At 58.4% G+C, this 21,585-nt stretch carries 20 protein-coding genes; 6 read left to right on the top strand and 14 right to left on the bottom strand.

The genetic code is table 11. The annotated features are described in order from the left end of the window. Positions 1–23 precede the first annotated feature (23 nt). Positions 24–500: an FxsA family protein gene (locus tag BSF79_RS16260; RefSeq protein WP_090270885.1), complete on the bottom strand. Its 477-nt coding sequence runs from the start codon at positions 498–500 to the stop codon at positions 24–26. 106 nt (positions 501–606) lie between these two features. Here BSF79_RS16260 and BSF79_RS16255 point away from each other — a divergent pair, with 106 nt between their 5' ends. Genes BSF79_RS16255 through BSF79_RS16245 form a run of 3 tightly spaced genes read left to right on the top strand, consistent with a single transcriptional unit; the run spans position 607 to position 2,872 of the window. After that, complete coding sequence (locus tag BSF79_RS16255; RefSeq protein WP_090270884.1) at positions 607–1,263, top strand: Tim44/TimA family putative adaptor protein; 657 nt, start codon at positions 607–609, stop codon at positions 1,261–1,263. Beyond that, positions 1,260–2,294 carry a murein transglycosylase A gene (mltA, locus tag BSF79_RS16250; protein ID WP_090270883.1) on the top strand — a complete coding sequence of 345 codons (1,035 nt, stop codon included), beginning with the start codon at positions 1,260–1,262 and terminating at the stop codon, positions 2,292–2,294. The genes BSF79_RS16255 and mltA overlap by 4 nt, the downstream gene beginning before the upstream one ends. Next, positions 2,291–2,872, top strand: a complete 582-nt coding sequence (locus BSF79_RS16245; RefSeq protein WP_090270882.1) for a Smr/MutS family protein — start codon at positions 2,291–2,293, stop codon at positions 2,870–2,872. Before mltA ends, BSF79_RS16245 begins: the two co-directional genes overlap by 4 nt. A 30-nt stretch (positions 2,873–2,902) precedes the next feature. Here BSF79_RS16245 and BSF79_RS16240 read toward each other — a convergent pair whose 3' ends face one another. The 3 genes from BSF79_RS16240 to hslV all read right to left on the bottom strand — a co-directional run bounded on the left by BSF79_RS16240 (position 2,903) and on the right by hslV (position 5,926). Next, positions 2,903–3,934 carry an alpha/beta hydrolase gene (locus BSF79_RS16240; RefSeq protein WP_175545358.1) on the bottom strand — a complete coding sequence of 344 codons (1,032 nt, stop codon included), beginning with the start codon at positions 3,932–3,934 and terminating at the stop codon, positions 2,903–2,905. A 130-nt stretch (positions 3,935–4,064) separates the two neighbouring features. Further along, the gene (gene hslU, locus BSF79_RS16235) at positions 4,065–5,372 is read right to left on the bottom strand and encodes an ATP-dependent protease ATPase subunit HslU (RefSeq protein ID WP_090270880.1); all 1,308 of its coding nucleotides are present in this window, start codon (positions 5,370–5,372) and stop codon (positions 4,065–4,067) included. Next, positions 5,369–5,926 (bottom strand): ATP-dependent protease subunit HslV, encoded by a 558-nt coding sequence (hslV, locus tag BSF79_RS16230; RefSeq protein WP_090270879.1) that lies wholly within the window; start codon positions 5,924–5,926, stop codon positions 5,369–5,371. Before hslV ends, hslU begins: the two co-directional genes overlap by 4 nt. 57 nt (positions 5,927–5,983) lie before the next feature. Here hslV and BSF79_RS16225 point away from each other — a divergent pair, with 57 nt between their 5' ends. Beyond that, the gene (locus BSF79_RS16225) at positions 5,984–6,937 is read left to right on the top strand and encodes a hypothetical protein (RefSeq protein ID WP_245776435.1); all 954 of its coding nucleotides are present in this window, start codon (positions 5,984–5,986) and stop codon (positions 6,935–6,937) included. 51 nt (positions 6,938–6,988) lie between these two features. On the opposite strand, the gene trxA is transcribed toward BSF79_RS16225, so the two are convergent. The 8 genes from trxA to regB form a co-directional block, all read right to left on the bottom strand. Beyond that, positions 6,989–7,309 carry a thioredoxin gene (gene trxA, locus BSF79_RS16220; RefSeq protein ID WP_090270877.1) on the bottom strand — a complete coding sequence of 107 codons (321 nt, stop codon included), beginning with the start codon at positions 7,307–7,309 and terminating at the stop codon, positions 6,989–6,991. A gap of 56 nt (positions 7,310–7,365) precedes the next feature. Next, positions 7,366–10,743 (bottom strand): double-strand break repair helicase AddA, encoded by a 3,378-nt coding sequence (addA, locus tag BSF79_RS16215; RefSeq protein ID WP_090270876.1) that lies wholly within the window; start codon positions 10,741–10,743, stop codon positions 7,366–7,368. Then, positions 10,743–13,679 carry a double-strand break repair protein AddB gene (gene addB, locus BSF79_RS16210; protein WP_090270875.1) on the bottom strand — a complete coding sequence of 979 codons (2,937 nt, stop codon included), beginning with the start codon at positions 13,677–13,679 and terminating at the stop codon, positions 10,743–10,745. The genes addA and addB overlap by 1 nt, the downstream gene beginning before the upstream one ends. Beyond that, complete coding sequence (locus BSF79_RS16205) at positions 13,672–14,364, bottom strand: nucleotidyltransferase family protein (protein ID WP_090270874.1); 693 nt, start codon at positions 14,362–14,364, stop codon at positions 13,672–13,674. The genes addB and BSF79_RS16205 overlap by 8 nt, the downstream gene beginning before the upstream one ends. Then, on the bottom strand, positions 14,340–15,365 hold the full coding sequence (locus BSF79_RS16200) for an aminoglycoside phosphotransferase family protein (protein WP_090270873.1): 1,026 nt from the start codon (positions 15,363–15,365) through the stop codon (positions 14,340–14,342). The genes BSF79_RS16205 and BSF79_RS16200 overlap by 25 nt, the downstream gene beginning before the upstream one ends. Beyond that, on the bottom strand, positions 15,362–15,832 hold the full coding sequence (gene tsaE, locus BSF79_RS16195; protein ID WP_090270872.1) for a tRNA (adenosine(37)-N6)-threonylcarbamoyltransferase complex ATPase subunit type 1 TsaE: 471 nt from the start codon (positions 15,830–15,832) through the stop codon (positions 15,362–15,364). The genes BSF79_RS16200 and tsaE overlap by 4 nt, the downstream gene beginning before the upstream one ends. Before the next feature lie 40 nt (positions 15,833–15,872). Next, complete coding sequence (locus tag BSF79_RS16190) at positions 15,873–17,420, bottom strand: PAS-domain containing protein (protein WP_090270871.1); 1,548 nt, start codon at positions 17,418–17,420, stop codon at positions 15,873–15,875. A gap of 70 nt (positions 17,421–17,490) precedes the next feature. Further along, entirely contained in the window at positions 17,491–18,888 is a 1,398-nt protein-coding gene (gene regB, locus BSF79_RS16185; RefSeq protein ID WP_090270870.1) for a sensor histidine kinase RegB, read from the bottom strand. Between the two features lie 93 nt (positions 18,889–18,981). On the opposite strand from regB, the gene BSF79_RS16180 reads away from it, so the two are divergent. Beyond that, the gene (locus BSF79_RS16180) at positions 18,982–19,611 is read left to right on the top strand and encodes an SCO family protein (protein ID WP_090270869.1); all 630 of its coding nucleotides are present in this window, start codon (positions 18,982–18,984) and stop codon (positions 19,609–19,611) included. A gap of 80 nt (positions 19,612–19,691) precedes the next feature. Further along, positions 19,692–20,243 (top strand): ActR/PrrA/RegA family redox response regulator transcription factor, encoded by a 552-nt coding sequence (locus BSF79_RS16175; RefSeq protein WP_090270868.1) that lies wholly within the window; start codon positions 19,692–19,694, stop codon positions 20,241–20,243. A 158-nt stretch (positions 20,244–20,401) separates the two neighbouring features. Here the strand turns inward: BSF79_RS16175 and BSF79_RS16170 are convergent, their stop codons facing one another. Beyond that, the gene (locus tag BSF79_RS16170; RefSeq protein ID WP_090270867.1) at positions 20,402–20,887 is read right to left on the bottom strand and encodes a GNAT family N-acetyltransferase; all 486 of its coding nucleotides are present in this window, start codon (positions 20,885–20,887) and stop codon (positions 20,402–20,404) included. Further along, positions 20,884–21,480: an HD domain-containing protein gene (locus BSF79_RS16165; protein WP_090270866.1), complete on the bottom strand. Its 597-nt coding sequence runs from the start codon at positions 21,478–21,480 to the stop codon at positions 20,884–20,886. Before BSF79_RS16165 ends, BSF79_RS16170 begins: the two co-directional genes overlap by 4 nt. Positions 21,481–21,585 lie beyond the last annotated feature (105 nt).

Raw genomic sequence — 21,585 nt, 5'->3', positions numbered from 1 at the left:
TCTAGCAGGACACAGCGCGCCCCTCAATGCTTGGTCCAGCCAGATGGGCGGTGAGTGGGTTTTTTCACAGGATCTACCTCGAAAAACTCACCATCAATCACTTCGGGATCAGCGGACGGACGAAAATCCCGCCCGCCCATGCTGAAGGTCTGCACCCTTACACGTTTGCGAAAATATTGGAAAACCGCAGTTCTGATACCTGGCACCAAAAGCGCAAACCCGAGAGCATCGGTGAAAAAACCAGGCGTGAGCAATAAAACGCCTGAAACAAGAACCATTGCGCCATGCGCCAACGGCTCGGTCGGATCGCTTAACTGCGAAAATGAACGTTGTAGATTCCCCATCGCCTGTCGGCCCTGTGCGCGCACCAACCAAGTGCCAAGAATGGCGGTCAAAACAACAATTCCCAAAGTGGGCCAAGTGCCAATCACCCCGCCAACCTGAATGAACAAAGCGATCTCGATGATCGGAACGGCAACAAATGCCAGAAACAGCCACATATCTATGTCCTCCAGTAGCCTGCATGCGGTGGACTTGACCGCCAGTAGCACCTACATAAGGTCAAGTAATGGGGGTTTCCATGGCCCCACTGTTCAAGAGGATTTCATGAACTCGCCCATTTTGCAGCTTTTGGTGCTAGCCGGCATCGCGGTTTTCCTGATTTTACGTTTGAAAAGCGTTCTGGGAACGCGTGATGGTTTCGAAAAACCCTCCGCCCCCAAGATCGCAGAAAAACCTCTCCGGCGTGCCAATCTTGAAGTTATCGAAGGCGGTCAGGATCGCGATATCACCGATCATGCGCCCGAAGGAAGCGAAACAGCCCGCGTGCTTGGCGCGATCAAACGGATCGAGCCAAGTTTCAATGTGGCTGAGTTTCTACAAGGCGCGCGCGGCGCCTATGAGATGATCTTGATGGGATTTGAGCGCGGAGATCTCGCCGAGATCAAGCCTTTCCTTGATCAAGACGTCTATGAAAGCTTTGCCGAGGTCGTCGAAGCACGGCAGGCACAGGGCCTGCATATTGATGCTGAATTTGTCGGTGTGCGCGAAATGGCGCTGGATAACGCTGAACTGAGCGCTGGCAACACGGCCGAGATTTCGGTGCGCTTTGTTGGTGAAATGACCTCTGTTGTGCGCAACCGCGCTGGAGATGTTGTCGAAGGCAAACCGAACGAGATCAAACGCCAGAAAGACGTCTGGACCTTCGCCCGCACGTTGGGCACCGACGATCCCAACTGGCAGTTGGTCGCCACGGGCGAATGATCCGGGCGCTGGCGGTAGCGCTGGCAGGCTTATTAATGACTGGATCAGCCAATTCTGCGGAGCCCACCTATCAAATCTTTGATTTCAAGGATTTGATAGGATGGGAAGCCGACGACCATGATGCTGCGCTACGTGTTTTTCTGAACACGTGCCCAGATCTGGAAGATCCCGATTGGGCGTCACTTTGCGCTGTGGCGCAAAATATCAGCAGCGCAAAGGCCTTTTTTGAGCTATTCTTCCGGCCGGTCCTCATTCAAGATGGGACTAAGCCCCTATTTACCGGCTATTTCGAACCAGAGCTTGACGGCGATACAGCGCCATCAGACCGCTTTCGTTTTCCCGTTTACAGGATACCGAGCGAAGCGCGGGAAAATTCGGTTTGGCTATCCCGACGCGAGATTGAAACCTCTGATACATTGCGCGGCCGTGGTTTGGAGATTGCTTGGGTGGATGACCCGGTCGAGCTGTTCTTTCTACAGATACAGGGGTCTGGGCGGATAAAACTGCCCAGCGGCCGCCACATCCGGGTCGGATATGCCGGTGCCAATGGTCATCCCTACCGTTCGATCGGTGTCGAATTGATACGGCGTGGCATATACAAACCACATCAGGTTTCGGCACAGGTCATAAAGTCCTGGGTACGCCGCAACCCGGTGGATGGGGCGGAGTTGCTGCGGCACAATCCATCGTATGTCTTTTTCCGAACGGTCAATCAGGTGCCCGCTGACGAAGGGCCGCTTGGGGCGATGAACCGTTCTGTCACGGAAGGGCGCAGTATCGCGGTTGATCCCGCATTTACGCCATTGGGCGCTCCGGTTTGGGTCGAAAAGGCAGGAAAACTGCCGATGAACCGTCTGATGATTGCTCAAGATACTGGATCAGCCATCAAAGGGGCGCAGCGCGCCGACATATTTCTTGGAACCGGTGATACCGCCGGTCGAGTGGCGGGCAAGCTGCGCGATTCAGGAAAGATGTTGGTGCTTCTTCCGATTCAGCGCGCCTTTGCCTTGCTACCGGAGGGGGGCGAATGACACGCCGTCGTCTGCACCCAGACGAGGTTGAGCTTTGGCGGCAGGTCGCGGAAACAGCGGACCGCTTGCATCCAGAACATCAGAGATTTGAAGCGCCTAAACCAAATCCAAAACCTCATAAAACACCGCGCGCGCGCCTGCCTGACTTCACGGTCGGCCAGATGTCGAAGCCAGCCGGTGTGCAAAATGATCTGATGCCGGGTTTGTCCGAACGCCTTTCCAAGGCGCCGGTAAGGATGGATCATAAGGCTTTTGGAAAAATGAAGCGCGGAAAACTTGTTCCTGAAGCGCGGATCGATCTGCATGGCATGACCCTTGATCGTGCCCATCCGGCGTTGACCGGGTTTATCCTGCGCGCGCATTCCAGCGGTAAACGGTTGGTTCTGGTTATTACTGGCAAGGGAAAAACCAAAGAGGATGATGGCCCCATTCCGATCCGTCGCGGAGTATTGAAGCACAACGTTCCGCAGTGGCTAATGATGCCGCCGCTTTCCGCAGTGGTCTTGCAGGTAAGTGAGGCACACCTGAGCCACGGCGGCACGGGCGCGTACTACGTTTACCTCCGGCGCCGCGGGTAGCGTGCCGCCGGTACGCAGGCAGCACAGCCCTTAATTGATCAGAAGAAGCGGCGACAAGATCAGCTGCGTTGCGTTCTTCGCGGTAATGACTGTACCGGGCAACAAGCCCGATTTACCGGCTTGGTCGGATTGGAACGTGTCGCTAAGAGCGCCACTGTCACTGAGAAGCGAGATCAGAAGTGGCGAGGTGCCCACGGTGAAGTGGCGAGTTCCGCCCTCTTGAGCAGAAAATTCGCTGACATCGACCAGCATCACCGGAAGTTCCTCGAGTACGCTTGCATCGGTCAGTGCGCCCAGTCGCTGCCCATCGCCATTGATCCGGCCCGAAAGCTGCAGGGCGCGGTCTCGCGAAGAGACAAAGATTGCAAAGGGTTGTGGCAGATGCCGCATGCGGTGCGCCTGCGTCTTGAACACCTCAACATCAAGGTCGGGCGAGATCAACACCACACCGCCCAGTACCCGGTCGGACCAGCCTGGGGTCGCGATTTCGATCTGTCGCAGGGTCTCCATCACCAGCATCGTGCCCAGCGAGTGGCCGACCAGAACGATCCGACGCGGGCCGGCGGCGGCGACCTCTTTGAGCATATGCTCCAAGCCGTCACGGGCGAAAAGCACGCTGTCGCGATCATATGTATAGGCAAGCGGATTGGCCATGCTCGGCCAGGAATAATGCACTGCAAGACCGGGAAGATCGAAGTCGTGCTTGATCTGCGCGGTACGGAACAGCCCGTCAAGGAAGCTATTATTATAGCCATGTACGTAGATGAACACATCCCGCTCATTCGCAGATTGTGCTTTGAGCGCGGTAGAAATGGCGCGACGGAAAGCACCGTCATCACCATAGTTTTGGCGTCCGGTCACCGTGAACTCACGCGAGGGATCTGCCCGCCGGTGGTTTACGCGGATCTTGCCGTCGACATGGTTTGGTGGAATCGCGACATCTACGGCGGCAAAGCTGAGGGTTTCGCTGCGCTCGGGGCCAAACCAACCTTCGTCAGTAGGCGCGCGCAGGCTGGCCACATAAGTGCGCACAACGGTGCCCAACTCTGCCGCTTCGGGCACAACGATGACCCTTGCGCGGTCGGCGCAGGCGGTGAGTAGAAAAAGAGCAGCGAATAACACACCTGCTGATCGCACCAGAGATCCTCCGCAACACAGTCACGGCGGGAATACAGGTCAATGCGGCGCTGTGCTAGAGCACATATCGGCTGAGGTCGGATGATTTCAGCAATTCGCCAAGGTTTGCGTCAACAAAGTCACGGTCGACAGTCACCTGCTGGCCGGAACGGTCGGGCGCGTTGAAAGACAGCTCTTCGAACACCCGCTCCATAACAGTATAGAGACGCCGGGCACCGATGTTTTCGACTGACTGATTCACGTCTGCCGCGATCTTTGCCAGCGCCGCGATGCCATCGGGGGCGAAGTTTACGATCACCTCTTCGGTTGCCATCAGCGCGGTATATTGCAGCGTCAGCGCATTGTCGGTTTCCGTCAGGATGCGTACAAAATCATCCTCGGTCAACGCGCGCAGTTCCACCCGGATTGGCAGACGCCCCTGCAGTTCCGGCAGCAAGTCCGAGGGCTTTGCGATATGAAATGCCCCGGAGGCGATGAACAGGATATGGTCGGTTTTCACCGGCCCGTATTTCGTGGAAACCGTGGTGCCTTCGATCAACGGAAGCAAGTCACGCTGCACACCTTCGCGGGACACATCGCCGCCACGCGCCTCTGCTCGGGCGCAAACCTTGTCAATTTCATCAAGAAAAACAATGCCGTTCTGTTCGACCGCTTCAACTGCGGCGCGACTAACGGTTTCGTCGTCCAAAAGCTTGTCTGCCTCTTCGCCGATCAGAACTTCATAGCTTTCCGCAACGGTCATCTTGCGCCGCACAGTGCGCCCGCCGAAGGCTTTGCCGAAAATGTCACCCAAGTTCATCATGCCCATCTGGCCGCCGGGCTGACCGGGAATGTCCATCATCGGCATCGGGTTGGAGCTGTCGGCCAAGTCCAGCTCGATCACGGTGTCGTCCAGTTCGCCGGTTTTGAGCTTCTTGCGAAACAGGTCGCGTGTGCCTTCGCGCGCATCTTCGCCGGCAATGGCCGTGATCACGCGTTCTTCGGCAGCCCGCTGAGCGTTGGCTTTTACCTCGTCGCGCATGGTGTCGCGGACCATGGCAATGGCGCTGTCAATCAGATCGCGGATGATCTGTTCGACATCACGACCGACATACCCGACCTCGGTAAATTTGGTGGCCTCAACTTTGATGAAAGGCGCGCGGGCAAGCTTCGCCAAACGGCGGCTGATTTCGGTTTTGCCAACACCGGTCGGTCCGATCATCAGAATGTTTTTGGGATATACCTCGTCGCGCAGATCGTCCGACAACTGCTTGCGGCGCCAGCGGTTACGCAGGGCGACAGCAACGGCGCGTTTGGCGTCGGCCTGTCCGATGATAAAGCGGTCAAGTTCGCTGACGATTTCGCGGGGGGTCAGATCGGTCATTTGCTGATGCTTTCCACGGTCAGGTTGCCATTGGTATAGACGCAGATATCGGCGGCAATCGCCATTGCTTTGCGGGCGATCTGTTCGGCGCTCAATTCGCTGTCCATCAGTGCGCGCGCTGCAGCCAGAGCGTAGTTGCCGCCCGAGCCGATCGCCGTCACGTCATGTTCGGGCTCCAGAACATCCCCTGCCCCGGTGATGACAAAAATATCGGTGCCATCGCTGACGATCAGCATGGCTTCAAGCTTTTGCAGGTATTTATCGGTGCGCCAGTCTTTGGCCAGCTCAACACTGGCGCGGGCCAGTTGACCTGGCGTGGCTTCAAGTTTGGTTTCCAGACGTTCAAGCAGGGTAAATGCATCGGCAGTCGATCCGGCAAACCCTGCGACGATCGCGTGCCCGCCGGGGGTCAGGCGGCGCACCTTGCGTGCAGTGCCCTTGATCACAGTCTGCCCAAGCGACACTTGCCCGTCGCCTGCGATCACAACCTGACCGTCTTTTTTGACGCCAATAATTGTCGTGCCGTGCCAACCGGGAAACTGATCTTCTGCCATACGCGCTCTCCTGTCATTGCTGGCTTATATGGAACCTGCGGGCGGGGCGCACAAGGGTTGGCCTTGTTTGCGCGGCGGTCGGTTGCTAGCGTATCCGTCATGAGTGACGACAGAATATTGCGCATTTTCCTTGAACCGAGCCTGAAATACCGTGCTGAGGCCGGGGACCACAATTTTATAAACAAGATCGCCGACGTGGCTCGTCTGTCCGGGCTTGCTGTCGAATTCTGCGGAAACAGTCTTAGCGAGCGCACAACGGAGCACGAGGGGTATTCGCTGTACCATATGAGCGACCCAACAGGCCCGCGCTCCTTGACGTTTCGGCGCGCGTATCACTATCCGTTTTGGCAAATTGAAAGCGGCGCAAAACGGTGGGAGTGGCGATCGGCAAAAACACCCTTTGATGACGAAGCAGTGAACCCCGACGAGGCGCGACGTTTCTATAAATTTTGGCAAAAGCGATTGTTTGGCGATGCGTTGGGACAGATCAGCCATGATGGTCTGGTCTATGTTCCGCTTCAGGGCCGCCTGAGCGAGCGACGATCTTTTCAGACCTGCTCACCCATGGAAATGCTGGCTGCGGTGTTACAGCATGATCCTGTCCGTCGCGTGTTCGCCACGCTTCACCCCAACGAGGTCTACTCCGCCTCGGAACTGGCTGGGCTTGACGCGCTTTGCGCACGGTTTCCACGACTAAGTTTGCAAACCGGCGGAATGGAAGAAATGTTGGCGCGCTGCGACTACGTCGTGACACAGAACTCCAGCGCGGCCTTCAACGGGTATTTCTTCGGTAAACCCTGCATCCTGTTTGCGCGGGTTGATTTCCATCATATCGCCGCCAACGTGTTTGACTTGGGCCGCGACGAGGCGTTTCGTGCCATGTCCGCTCCCCTGCCCGATTTTGCAGCCTATCTGTGGTGGTTTTGGCAAGAGATGTCGATCAATGCGGGTCGGCCTGAAGCCGAACACAAAATCCATGCCGCGCTGCGCCGCGGTGGTTGGCCAATATAAAAAACCCCGGAGCGAAGGCCGGGGTTTTCCAAATCATTCAGCAGCGAAGGATCAGATCGACTCTTTGATCCAGCTTTGAAGCGCCGCTTTGGGCGCGGCGCCGGCGCGGTTTGACACAACCTGACCGTCTTTGAAGATGAACAGCGCGGGAATGCCGCGTACGCCCATTGCCGCGGCGGCGTTGGGGTTGCTGTCAACGTCCACTTTGGCAATCTTGACTTTGCCTTCAAATTCTATCGCCAATTCTTCCAGCGACGGACCGATCTGTTTGCATGGACCGCACCATTCGGCCCAGAAATCCACCACAACGGGGATGTCTGAATTTTTCACTTCGGCGTCGAAGGTATCGTCGGTGACGGCAACGGTGGCCATTGGCTTTCTCCTGAAAGATGGGTTTGGAAGAAACCTATGGGTCGATCCGGTCAGCGTCAAGACAGGCTAGTGGCTTCCAGTGCCGCAGTCACAAGATCGTGCGGCAGGTCCATAAGTGTCGCGGTTCGGGTCCACAGGATCGCGGTCTTGATCTCCCGACCGGGATAAATCTGTGCCAGCGCATGGACATAAGCCCCCATCTGCCGCAGCAAACCATCAGGACACAGCGTGGCTGAAGAAGGCACAATCGCATTGGATTTGAAATCTACCGCCAGAACCGATTTCTCTGAAATCAGCAGCCGATCGATTACACCGTGTACACGGCGACCACCCAAGCCAGAGATATTGGCCGAAACCGGAACTTCGGCCAGCGCTGAAGGATCGAAAAGATGAGCCAACACAGGGTTTGAAAGAACCTGTATCGATTCGGACAAAAGAGATGGGAGATCGGCGCCCTCGAAAGGGTCAGCCTCGGCCTGCAACAGACGTTGTGCCAGATCCGGCCAATCCTGTTTTGGTGCGGTGGGTAGATACTCCAACAGAGTATGGATCAGCCGCCCCCTCAGCTTCGCCGCGTCTTCGTCCAGCCCGGCCTCACCCGGCAAGGCCTTGGCACCGCCCAGGTCAGAGGGGCTAAGCGTTGCGACAGCAGGCTCTGGAAGACGTGCGGGGCACGTTGCGAAATCCGGAAGGACTGGGTCTGGCAATTCGTGCATATCCGTGGCGGCACGCACTGGCCCGGACCAATCGCCATGGCTGATCCGCAATCCCGGACCGAAAGGAAACTCCGTGATCTCTGCCCCCAATCGCTGCATTGCCGAGCCTATTTTGTCGTGCCAGCTTTGTCCGTCGCTGCCCAATTCGCCCGCAGCAGCCACAATCAGCCATTTTTCCGCACGGGTCATGGCGACATATAGCAGCCGATCACGCTCAGCCTCTTGCGCTGCAATCATCTCATCCCGCGCCTGCCGCAACAGGTCCGGCATCTGACCGCTTGCTGTTTTCCACAGCACCGTGCCTTGGTGCGTCAGGATTTCATCCCGAACCTGCACCGTCCGTTTCCCTGTGTCGGGCAGTATCACGACCGGCGCCTCAAGGCCCTTGGCGCCATGCACTGTCATCACTCGGATCCGGTCGCCCGCGCTGTCCATTTGACGTTTGATTTCAAGATCGTCCGTTTCCATCCACTGCAAAAACCCGGTCAGACTGGGAATGGCGCTACGCTCATATGAAAGGGCCTGCGCCAGAAACGCGTCGATCCCATCTTCAGCCTCGCTTCCCAACCGCGCCAGCAATTTTCGGCGGCCATCGTGGCGGGTCAAGATGCGTTCGATCAGATCGAAGGGGCGCAGAAAATCCGTGTTTCGGCGCAGATCATCCAGCACCGCCATGACACTAGGAAACTCTTCACGACGACGGCGCAGGGTTTCCCACAAATGAATTTCGATGCGCCCATGTGCCAGATTAAACAACTGTTGCTCGTTCCAGCCGAACAGTGGGGACTTTAGCGCAACTGCCAACGACAAACTGTCTTCGGGTGTCGCAAGAAATGACATCAGTGCCGCAAGGTCTCGCACGGCCAGTTCAGCACCAACCTTCAGCCGGTCAGCCCCCGCAATCGCCAGCCCCTGTTCTTTGCACGCGCGGATGATTTCCGAAAACAAGGCGGACCGGCGTTGCACAAGTATCAGCACATCTCCGGGGGTCATCGGTCGCATTTCATACCGGCCAGTGTTGCCCTGTTCAGCTGGAACAGGCTCTTTCCGGTCGATCATCGCCTTTATCTGCTGCGCGATCCGGTCAGCAAGAAGAACAGCGTGATGCTTTTGCCCAAGACGATCAATTGGGGAATCCCATTCGTCTTCATCTTTTTCGTTGTCGGCCTCGATCACGGGCCACAGATCAACGCGACCGGGCATATCGCTTTTGAATGTGCGATGCTCGGATCCATCATGAAAACCCGATGCGCTGCGCCCGCGAAATGTTTCATCCACGAGATCAAGGATCGCATGGGATGACCGGAAAGAATATTGCAGCTCCAGTGATGCGAGAGGCCGATCGGTATGCCCAAGTCGCTCGTCGAACTCGGCCTGCATCCGGTCAAATTCGCGCGGGTCCGCGCCCTGAAATGAGTAGATCGACTGCTTCTTGTCGCCCACCACAAATATCGTGCGTGCGACATCTGATCTGGCACCAGAGCCGCTTGTGAACTCCTGCGCCAGAAGTTCGATGACCTTCCATTGTGCAGGACTGGTATCTTGTGCTTCGTCCACAAGAATATGGTCGATCCCGCCGTCCAGACGGTACAAAACCCACGCGGCCACCGCAGGGTCGGTCAACAGGTCCCGCGCCTTTAGGATCAGGTCGTCAAAATCTAACCAACCGCGCAGCTGTTTGCTCTGCTCATAGGCGGGCAGGAAAATGCGGGCAAAATCATGCAGGGCAGCGGTCTTTTGTGCCGCAGCAAGCGCCAGTCGCGTGTTGCGAGCGCTTTCAACCCGCAGCATCCAGGCCTCAACCTTGGGCAAAAGCGTGCCCATGGATTGTTGTGTTTTCTTTGTGGGAAATGACCCTATCTTGGCGCCATACGGTGATTTCGCTTTCTCGCCATATAGAAATACGGCTTCGAGATCGCTCAGCGCCTGATGATCAAGCTTTGCGATCTGCCGCAGCTTGTCTGCTGCCTTTACGTCGTTGGCGGTGCCTCCCTCAAGCGCGCGGATCAGGTTGCTCAGCAGATCCTGTTCGTCTCCTAAAAAGACCTGAGCGCGCAGGGCTCCCTCGTCAAAATCTTCTGGCAGATCAAATAATGTCAAGCACCCGGCCCGATCCAGCGGCTCGGCCAATTGCGCGCGCCGGTTGACCAATGCGGCAGTCAAACTCTCGAAATCTTCGCCAGTGAAATACCATGCAGCGCGCTCAACGACTTGGCGATCCGGGCCATCGGCCATCTCTTGCACGATTTCGGCCCGTAGCAACGCCGCGGCTCGATCTTCCATTTCTGAAAACTGCGGGCTAACGCGGGCCTCAAGCGGGAATCGCCGAAGCAAAGACGAGCAAAACGAGTGGATCGTCTGGATTTTCAGCCCGCCGGGTGTTTCGATCGCACGAGCAAATAAGGTGCGCGCATTTCGCAAATCATCTTCGCTGATGCCGCCGGGAACGCCCAGTTCCAATAGCTGCTCGCGCAGCTTGGCGTTCTCCAGCATGGCCCATTCACCCAGCCGCTTGAACAACCGGTTCTGCATCTCACTCGCTGCGGCCTTGGTATAGGTCAGGCAAAGAATATGCTGTGGCTGCACCTTTTCCAGCAGCAGCCGGGCGACACGATCTGTCAGAACGCGGGTTTTACCGGAACCGGCATTAGCAGAAAGCCAGGTCGAGCTGTCGGGGCGTGCGGCTTGAACCTGCCGCTCGGTTGCCTCATTGCGCATCAGCTCAACTCCTCGGGTGTCGGGTCGGTGGTGATGTCCCATTCCCCAAAGCGCGACAGCTGATCGTAGTCAGAAATATCCGTATCACGAAATAGCGCCCGGCGCGCAGTATAGCCCTGTTCTGGGGTGAAATAGGCCCCGATCAGCTTTTCAAATCGCGTCCAAATGCGGTCTGCGGATTCCTCCTCAAGCGGCGCCAGAACTTCTTTTACGCCGCCCCCCAGCCCAATGAATACGGCACGCGCTACCTCGGCCGGACCGATCGCGCGGAACCCGCCTTGCTCTAACATCGCGGCCTCAAGCAAAAGCTGAACGTCGAACTTGATCTGCTGCGGCTGGGTCGGTGGCGCGCCGGTTTTGTAGTCATAGATGTGCGCCCGCCCGGTTTGGTCCATATCAATCCGGTCCGCCCTGCCGACCAACGTGAAATTCAAGCCATCAAGTGAAAGCTCGGCCCTTTCCTCAAAATAGGTCGGTGTGGCCAACAAACGGCGACTGTGTTCGGACGCAACAAACGGCTCTGCGATCCTCGCGATCCGTGCGGCCCATAAGGCGCGCGCATCTGACCATGGCACGTTTTCGGTCAACACGGCGTCTGACAAGGCAAGTAGCCGCTCAGACGTAAGCGCGCTTGTATCTGTTAGTGTATCACGAATGAACCGCTCCAATATTGCGTGGGTCACGATCCCGCGCAATAATGCGTCCGGCGCGCTCATTAAAGGATCCAGCGGGCGCAGACGTAAGACGTGGCGGGCATAGATCGCGTATGGATCGCGTATCAACCGCTTGATTTCGGTCACCGACAATTTGCTTGGCCGCGCACCTACTGGCGGGCGCGGAGAGGGGCGCGGCGCGGCGGGGGTTTGCCCGGGCTCTTCCAGCTTGCGCGCCATGGCCAGCCAATGCTGTCCGCGCCGCTTCGCCGCGCCTAACGCATCCGGGCCGCCCTGATCTGGCAGACCGCTCAGCAAATTGGTCATTCGGTTCAGCCAGCGTGAGGCGACTGTTTCAGCATCGTCCGACCGAACCGAGCGCGTCAGCCACACCTCGCGTGCGCCAATTGCCTGCTGGAAATCATGCGCTGACAGGCCGATGCGGCGCTCGGGGAGCAACAGGCCCGCATCAAAGCGCATCCGACGGTTCAGCCACGGATCGGGCGCTGGCATTTCGGGCCAGCTGCCTTCATTCAATCCACCAAGGATCACCAGATCAGCGCCCTGAACGCGCGCCTCGAGTGTACCCCAGATCAGTATCCCGGGATGCGGGGTGTCGGGGTTGCGTACCTCAGCTCGTGACAGAATCGCGCCGAACAGGTCCGCATAGTCTCTGGCCGACATTTGTCCGCCATACTCGGCCTCGCGTTGCAGTTCCTGTACGGTTTCCTGCGCCTTGCGACCAGCATCTTCCTTCCAAAGCTCAGAGGTTTCGGCATGTTTGCCGCCTCGTGCTATCATCTCGGCCAGATCGAGATGTGCGGAAAGCCGCACAGCCAGACGCTCGGGCTCGGATGTATCCTTGCCGACGAAACATCTGACGATCCATTCCGCCCATCCCACGGCATACTCGTGTTTGTGCGCCGCACCCCATGCCAGCAGCGTCTCAGCATCTGGAAAAGGCACGCCTTTGCGCCGGATAAACAGCTCCAGCTCGCGGGTCAGCAACAGATGCGGCCCACGATCAGAACCGGAATGGGTCAAGGGGTGCATCAGCAGGGTCAGTAACGCCTCGGCCGTCAGTTTCTGGTGAAACAGAGCCGAAATATGGCGCAAAAACCGCCCCGGTGGCGACAATTGCAACGGTGTGCCGGCGCTATCGTCGGGCACGATGTTCCACCGATCCAGAGCAGAGGAAACCTGCCGCGTCAGCATCCGATCCGGGGTGATCAATGCCGCTGTCTGGCCTTCCTCGGCGGCTTGCCGCAACCGCAGCGCAATCGCCAGCGCCTCGTCTCGTTTCGACGGTGCTTCGATCATCGTCACGTCCTTCATGGCGCTTGGAAGATCATGCAGGTGCGGCCCGTCAGACAGCCATTGATCGGTCACTGGCGCTGGCCGCAATGCCAGCGACACCAGCCGGTTGCGCGCCGGGTTTGGCGGCGGGGTTTCGCCCCAGCGCCGCACGTCGCTCGGCTCTATGCCAAGCTCGACCATCAGCTTCCGAAATCTGTATTGGGGATGGTCTTCGGCGGTCAAAGCCTCGTCCAGATCCTTCCACGCGGCATGTGGCATATCAAAGTCATAGCCCGGCAGAATGATCGCACCTTGAGGCAGGCTGGCTACGGCCTTCATCAGCAACATCGTTGTGCCGCGAGACCCGGTCGAGCCGGCGACGATCACAGGCTCACTTGGTGGCTCGAGCTGCCATTGTGCGCATAGCGATTCGATCACCCGGCGCTGTCGGGTCTCGCCATCGGGGGCCTCTTCAGTTTCGCCAAAATAGTGCTGGACGATGCCCAGAAAGCTGAGCGCGCGCTTCCAGTGTCCAGATTCATCCGAGACGTCAAGCTGTCGCAACACGTCGGGTGCCACGCCTTCGCTGTGCAATTCGCTCATCAGCTCGGCAAGGCTGTCGGCCAGATCATAAAGCGAAGCGCGTGGCGCAAGATCTGGCTGACTGTCCAACAGAGTCGAAGCCAGCTGTGCGATTTCAAGCCGCCGTCGCAAAGGGGGGGCAGCCGACGGGATGGCGGCCGACAGGATATCAGGCGCGGGGCCGGTCACCAGTTCCACCTGTGGCAACAACAGCGCGGGCCCTGCATCAAACAGGTCGCGAATGCGCCGCGCCATGCGCCGAGTATTCACCAGAAACCGAACCCGCGCCAGCGCATCAGGGGGCATACCGGTTTGCGCCAGCATCAATCCTTGCACCAGCACGGCGGGAAAATCCGCTCCTGCGGGAACACCAAAGACGCGTGGCTTGCCCGACGGTTCAAACACCTGTGTATCCGATCATTTTCTCGGCCAGCGCGATGCCTTCGGGGCGGCCAACATCGCACCAGTTCCCCGGATAGCTTAGCCCGAAAAGCCGCCCTTCATCCAGCATCCGGTTCCAAAGCAAGTTCAGCGAAAACGTGGTGTCTTTAATCTTGCTCAACTCATCGGTTTTGAGGATCTGAACCCCACCATATACTTGACCCGGGCCGCGGGTCAGCCTGCCGTGCGGGTCAGACAGGAAATCTCCGGTTCCGGCGTGGCCGACAGCGTTTTCGCGCGGAATACAAATCAGCAGCGCGTCCATCACCTCGGGATTCCAGGCATCCTCCAGCAGGCGTAGCGGATTGGGTCCCAACCAAACGGCATCGGTATTCATGGTAAATACCGGCCCGGTCCCCAGCTTCGGCAACGCGGCGCGTAGGCCGCCGCCGGTTTCAAGAATTTCAGGCTCTTCGAGGGACAGGTCAACGTTGCGCCCTGCTAGATGGTTGATTAGCGCCTTGGGCTTATAGTGCAAATTCACAACTGCCCGCGCCGGCGCATAGTCATCGACCAGACCGAGCGCGTGATCAATCAGCGGCTTGCCCGCAACCGGGATCATCGGCTTGGGCTGCTCGGCGGTCAGCGCGCCCATCCGAGTGCCGAACCCGGCGGCGAACAGCATTACAGCGTCGGGACGGTGGCGCATTGGTCTTTGAGCCTTTGCAACAGTTCCGGCGTGGGCGCGGGAAGGGTTTCATGAATTTTGCTTGCCACGGGTGACAGAGCGGGATGTTCCAGATCACGCATCAAATGCGCCCAGACGCGGGGGATCAGATCAACATAATGCGGCTTTCCATAGTGCAGCGACAGCCGGGCGAAAACGCCGAGGATACGCAGATTTCGCTGCGCCCCCAACACGGCATAGGCGGCGCCGAAGCGTGTGGCATCCATGCCGTCAGCGCGCACATATCGGGCGATCATCGCGGCTTCGATCGCGGCAGGAACATCACGGCGGGCATCTTGCAGCATCGACACCAGATCATAGGCGGGATGGCCGGTCATGGCATCTTGAAAGTCCAGCAGTCCGACACGAGCCACGCCAATCCGTTCGGGTAACCAGAGCAGGTTTTCGGCGTGGTAGTCGCGCTGAATCAAGACAGATTGGTCAGGGGCATGCTGTGTCAGAACCGGCAAAAAGGCAGTGCGAAAACGAGCCTCAGAAATGTCATCCGCACCGTTGGTACCACGCAGATACCATCGCCAGGCGAGCGCCGCCATATCCGCCATGATCTCGGGCGTATATGGCTTCAGCCCAACAGGGGGGGCAGCGCGATGAAGCTGTAAAAGCACATCGGTCGCGGCCTCGTACAAAGGGGTTTCCAACGAAGGCTCTTGCGGGATCACGCGGGCGAAAAGGTCATCCCCCAGGTCTTCCAGCAGCAAAAACCCGTGTTCGGCATCCTCGGCTAGGATCCGAGGTGCGCTAAGCCCAAGGTCACCCAGATAGCACGCAATTTTAACAAACGGCCGTATATCCTCGCCCTTCTCGGGGGGGGCATCCATCAGAACGGCGGTCTCGCCGTTTGCGGCATTCCGCAACCTTTCATAGCGACGGTTCGAAGCATCGCCAGCCAGCGGTTCGCGCGGCACACCGGCCCAAAGAGTCGTGTCGAGAAACGCATTGGCCAAGGTGGTGCGGTTGGTCATGTGGCAATGTCTTTCAGCTTGTCCGCCCATTTCGGATGGGACCAGGATGCAGTCAGGCGGCGCGTATCGTCGGCGCCCGGTTCGAGTGTCAGGTGCAGAGCATCTGACGGTGTCAGTTCGGCCAAGCGGTCTGGCCATTCGATCAGGCAAACGGCGTTGGCAAAGGCGTCTTGCAATCCCAGTTCCGCAGCCTCGTCCAGACCACTAAGCCGATAAAGGTCTGCGTGCCAGACCTCAAAGCCGGGGCCGTCATAAATCTGCACCAAGGTGAAAGTCGGGGATGGAACATCCTCGGGCGTGGGCAACAAGGATTGAATCAGCGCACGAGCAAAATGGGTTTTACCGGCGCCGATCCCGCCTTCAAGCAGGATAACGTCGCCTGCGGCCAGTTTTGGCGCAAGAGAAACCCCCAGCGCGCTGGTGGCGTCGGGCGAAGGCAGATCAAGAATGACAGGGCTGTTCGGCATGGTGCGAGATTACCCGGATGCGCGCGCCCTGCAAGCAGCTTCAGGCGGTTTCGACCTGCGCAACCTTGCCTGTTGCCTCGGCCGCCGGGCTGAACATGACCATGGTGGCCCCGGCGTTGATTGGCACAAACCGACAGTTCAATGGGCGACCATCGTTCAGGGTGATCGAAGCGCCCCATTCATTTCGGTCGCAAAAATCGACGACGAAGTCGCGCACATCTGCCCAGATTGACGTGTTCTGACATTTTTCTTGCCAATGACGGGATGCGTCGCGCACAGAAACCTCTGCAAAACAGCTGTCGGGGTCGATCCCCCAAAGCGTGCGATAGGCGAGATTGGAAAAGGTCAGCTGACCACCTGAGGAAAAGACCGCAATGGCGGCGTCCAGATGATCGAGTACGGACTGACCCAGTTCCAATTCCGAGCGGAACCGGCGGGTCAGGGAAATTTCGGCGCTGATATCTTCGAACAGAAAGGCAATTGCCCCGTCTGGATGCGGGCGGCCGCTCACCCGGTAGGTCAACCCAGATGGCAGGCTCCAGGTTTCGTAGTATCGCCCATCGGCGGCGGCCACGACCAGATCGGTGATCTCATCCCGCCACGAATGATAGTTCTTCGGCTCAGGCATCATCCGATTGTCACGCAACCGATCAAAGAAGCTCAATAAGTTGGGTCGCGCGCTGAGGAAATCTGCTGACAAGCCGGTCAGGTCAATCAGCGCCGGGTTGAACAGGGCAAGCTGTCTTTTGCGATCAAAAATTGCCAGTCCGATGGACAATTGTGCGAAAGTCTTGGTCAGGGTCTGAACAAAGTTGCGCTGCGCGATTTCGGCCTGAACGACAGCATTTACATCAGTGGCATAGTGCATCTTGTGGTCGCCTGTTTGCACGGTGCAAACGTCGAACCAAAGGTTTTCATTGTCCTCTTGCACAACCAGGGTCATGCGGCTGCGAGCGGTCGCGGGCGGTTTGAAGTCTGGCAAGTCAAACAGACGGGGCAAGCCGGTCTTGGCGGCACCGCTGCCGCAAACGCCGGTCAGGTTTTCATAAGCCGTATTGGCCCACGAGATCGCGCCGCCGTCATCGGATTGCCAGATAGGATAAGGCGCACCCTGCACGGCGCTGCGCAGGGTTTCAAGCTGTGCTTGTTGCAGGCGCTGGCGGTGAAGGTCTGCTGCCGTATCGGTATTATCACTATCGTCATCCAACAGTGTCACCCGTGTCAGGCCTTTGACGTTTTCCAACACGACTTTTGAGCGCGGCCCAAGGTCAGCAGAGGCCAGTGTCAGGCTGGTTTGATCCTGAGGCAGAGGCTCATTCTCGGGAAATTCCGGAAACCGGGGCGCAAGACACATACGCAGGCGCAGCCAGTCTGAGGCGGTCTCGTCATGGTTATCCTGTATCAGACGATGCGCGGATTCGGTGGCGTTGATCAGCTCAGAGCCATCAAACAGAAAACTTGCGGCACCTTGTTCCCCAAGTGGTGCGGCGGCTTTGCCAGAGCCTGTCCAGACAAGACCCAAGACCGCAAGGCCGGCCGTTATGCCCGATACTGCACAAACAAGAATAACCGATGATAAATCGAGCATACCGCTCTCCAAACAACGCCCGCGTAGGTTGTGGGGAAGTCGTTAACAAATGGTAAACAGAACGGCGTTATCAGATCTCCAAAGGTCGATTTTTCCCAATAGGAACAGCATTTTCCCCGCCTTTTGCGTCGATCTTGCTGCGGGGCCAAGTTACCTCGACAACGGCACCGCATTTTTCGGGCTGAGCTGTCCGGGAAAGATGGGGGTCGCGGCCATTGGCGAAGCTCAGCTCGGCGCCGGATCTTTCAAGCAGGGTTTTGGCGATGAACAGGCCAAGGCCCATACCTTCGTATTCGGGCCGGGTGGCGCTGTCACTGGCAGAGCGTCGGCGGCGCATGAAGGGATCGCCGATCCGACCGATCAGGTGGGGCGGGTAACCTTTCCCGTCGTCCATGATGCGCACCCAAACGGTATCGTCGTTCCAATCCGCTTCGACCCACACATTGGCGTCGGCAAAATCCACTCCATTCTGGATCAGATTGCGCAGGCCGTGAATGATCTCGGGTCTGCGCAGGATCGAAGGCTGCGAAGCGGGTGTATTGTGGCCGGAAATCTCTTGAAAGTGAATTGTTTTGCCGCGGCCGGTGTGTGGCTCGGCGGCTTCAAGCAAAACCGCGGTGAGCGGGGCTTGGCGCATGTGCAAGTCATCTTTGCCGATCTGGCCCATCGAATGCAGAATGTCGCGGCAGCGGTCGGCCTGTTCACGGATAAGGCGGGCATCTTCCTGTAGCTCGGGCCGACCTTCCAGATCTTCGATCAGTTCGCCGCTGGCCAGTTTGATCGTTGCCAGGGGTGTGCCCAGCTCGTGCGCTGCGGCGGCTACGACGCCGCCGATATCGGTTAGCTTCTGTTCGCGCGACAAGGCCATATAGGTGGCCTGAAGCGCGTCGGACATTGCGTGCATTTCCACTGTGACGCGGCGTGAATAGATACCCATAAACACGATGGCGATCACGATGGCGATCCAGTTGCCGAATACAAAAGTATCCGGAATGCGCATGACAAAGCCCTCTTCCGTGCGCAGGGGCAGGTGAAATTCGGCCAGTAGTGTGACAACCAGAATGGCGGTGATACCCATGAACACGGTCGAGCGCAGGCTCAGAGCCGAGGCCGATACCGTCACCGGGCCAAGGATCAGGATCGAAAACGGATTGTGCAGCCCGCCGGTCAGATACAACAGCAGCGCGAGCTGAAGCAGATCAAACAGCACCATCAGCAGGTTTTCGTTCTCTGTCAGGCGTTTGCTTTCGGGAAAGATGAACACCGCGACCAGGTTGCCCACAACCGATACGCTGATCACCAGCAGGCACAGGCTAAGTTCAAGCTGGAGGTTGAACAGCTCTTGCGCGACAAAAATTGCGCTCAGCTGACCAATGATGGCGCCCCAGCGCAAGAAGGTGATTGTGCGCAGCTTGATCCAGTTGCCGCGCTGTGCGCCTTTGAGCATTCCGAAGCTGGTGTCTGTCATCTGCGCTGCTTCGCCCCGTTGAAGTTCTGGTTCCAATGTTAAATATGCACTGTAACTTGATTAATAACCACCCGATCCCAGGAAGGCAGTCTTATGAACCGCACCGTTATCGCAACCGTTTCTGCATTGGCTATTGCGGCCCTTCTGGGGGCGACCTGGTATCTGACCAGAAGCAGCGGAACGCAGGACAAATACGCCGCGTGCCGCAGCAGCGCCGTGGCCGGCGGGGCCGCCATTGGCGGGCCGTTCACATTGGTGGATGAAACCGGCAAAACGGTTACCGACAAGGATGTGATTGATCAGCCGTCGCTGGTGTATTTCGGGTATACGTTCTGCCCGGATGTCTGCCCGCTGGACAATGCCCGCAACGCCGAGGCGATCGAGATTTTGGAAAGCCGTGGCACGATCGTGAAGCCGGTGTTCATCTCGATCGACCCGGATCGGGATACGCCCGAACTGCTGGCGGATTTCACCGATTATCTGCATCCGCGCATGGTTGGGCTGACCGGCACACCAGAGCAGGTCAAGGTGGCAAGCCAAGCCTATCGCACCTATTACAAGAAACACGAGCCGGAGGCAGGCGACGAGGACTATTACCTGGTTGACCACTCGACCTTCAGCTATCTGGTGTTTCCAGACGAAGGGTTCATCGAGTTCTTCCGCCGCGACATCACCCCGGAACAGATGGCTGATAAAGTTCAATGTTTCATGGATGCGCGCTAGCCTAGGGGAAAATTTGACGCAGGACGATCTGCGCTATAGAAGCGTGGGAAACTCATAGCGTCGCCCGTAGGAGAAATTGCATGGCTGAGCGTCAACAGGAGATCGGTGAGGACAAATCGCTTTTGCTTCTGGATGACGATGAGCCGTTTCTGAAGCGGTTGGCAAAGGCGATGGAAAAACGCGGTTTTGAAGTGGAAACTGCGGGATCTGTGGCGGCGGGCAAGGCCATCGCGACCGCGCGTCCGCCGGCTTTTGCTGTGTGTGATCTGCGGCTGGAGGATGGCAACGGCTTGGACGTGGTCGAGGTTCTGCGCGAAAAGCGGCCTGATTGCCGGATTGTGGTTCTGACGGGATACGGCGCGATTGCAACGGCTGTGGCGGCGGTCAAGATCGGGGCCACGGATTATCTGTCGAAACCTGCGGATGCCACCGATATCACCAATGCTTTGCTGGCCAATGGCGACGATCTGCCGCCGCCGCCCGAGAACCCGATGAGCGCGGATCGGGTGCGGTGGGAGCATATCCAACGGGTGTATGAATTGTGCGACCGCAACGTGTCGGAAACGGCGCGGCGGCTGAACATGCACCGGCGTACGCTTCAGCGGATATTGGCGAAGCGTTCGCCGCGCTAAGATTCGGGAAAAATCCGGAAAAATGCGGGGGTGATTATTGTGCACCGCCCGTGCACCCCCTGTGCACCGCAGGGGTGCTGCGAGCCGTGTTAACCTTTGCGAGGCTTGTTGGGGTGGGACGCCTCCGGCGGGAGTATTTTTTCAGAAAGAAGCCGGGGTCAGAGGGTGAAGCGTTTGCGTACCCTGTCGACGCGGAGGCCATTTGCGAGCTGAACGCCGGTTTCGGTTTTGTAATCTTCAAAACCGCGACTTTGGTAATAGGCGAGCCCGCCGGTATTGTCGGCGCGGATGGTGGCGTTGATCCAGTCATAGCCGAGGTTGCGGGCGGCCTGTGCGGTGGCGCGAAACAGCGCGGAGCCGGTGCCGAGGCCGGTTTTCCCGATACCGACGAAGGTGGCGATGTCGGCGGCCTGCGGCGGGAGTTTGGCGTGAGGCGCGATCCACTGAAACCCCAGAAGGGTGCCGCTGTCGTCTTCGGCGATGTGCCAGGCCGAGAGATCGGGGGCACGGGCGATCCAGTCCAGAATATCGGTGCGGGTGACCGGAGTGGTCAGCGCCGTGGTGCCGCCTTGGGCAATGATCGCGTTTAGCAGCTCGGCCATGGCGGCGGCATCGAGGGCACCGGCGGCGCGGATATGGATCATGGCATTTGTTCCAGCAGGGCGTGGTGACGGGCGGTGAAATCATTGCGCGCCTCGACCGGAGGGCGCAGGCGGATCGAGAGGTCGGCGATCAGGGACGGGGTGGGCCTGCCGAAAAGTTTGCCGGCCTCGGTGATGGAGAAGCCTGCGATCTGAGTGGCCTCCATCCAGGCGCTGATCTTGTCGGCGGCTTTGATTTGTTTCTTGATGGCGACGGGCAGCGCGGCGGGCAGGCCGAAGCGGATATGGATGGCAGCGGTCAGTCGGTCATCAAGTGCGCCATAAGAGGGCCCGACGGCAGATTTGACCGGGCTGATCATGTCACCGATCACGTATTCGGGCGCGTCGTGCAGCAGGGCGGCGAGGCACCATTTGACCGGGGCGGCGGGGTTGAGCCGGGCAAAGAGGGTTTCGACCAGAAGCGAGTGTTCGGCGACGGAATAGGCGTAGTCGCCCAGCGTTTGCCCGTTCCAGCGCGCAACGAAGGCGAGGCCGTGGGCGATGTCCTCGATCTCGATATCCATCGGGGTTGGGTCCAGCAGGTCGAGCCTGCGACCCGAGAGCATACGTTGCCAGGCGCGGGGTTGTTTGGGCATCGGGTGATCCTGTCGTGTCGTATGCGTCTTGCCTAAGCGGTTGGGGCGGTCGTGTAAATCATCGGGTTGCGGGCGAGTGGAACCAACGGGCGTTGGCGGCGTTGG

Source organism: Thalassovita taeanensis (genome assembly GCF_900110775.1).
GTDB lineage: Bacteria > Pseudomonadota > Alphaproteobacteria > Rhodobacterales > Rhodobacteraceae > Litorimicrobium > Litorimicrobium taeanense.
This window is presented reverse-complemented; position numbering and strand designations above follow the sequence as displayed.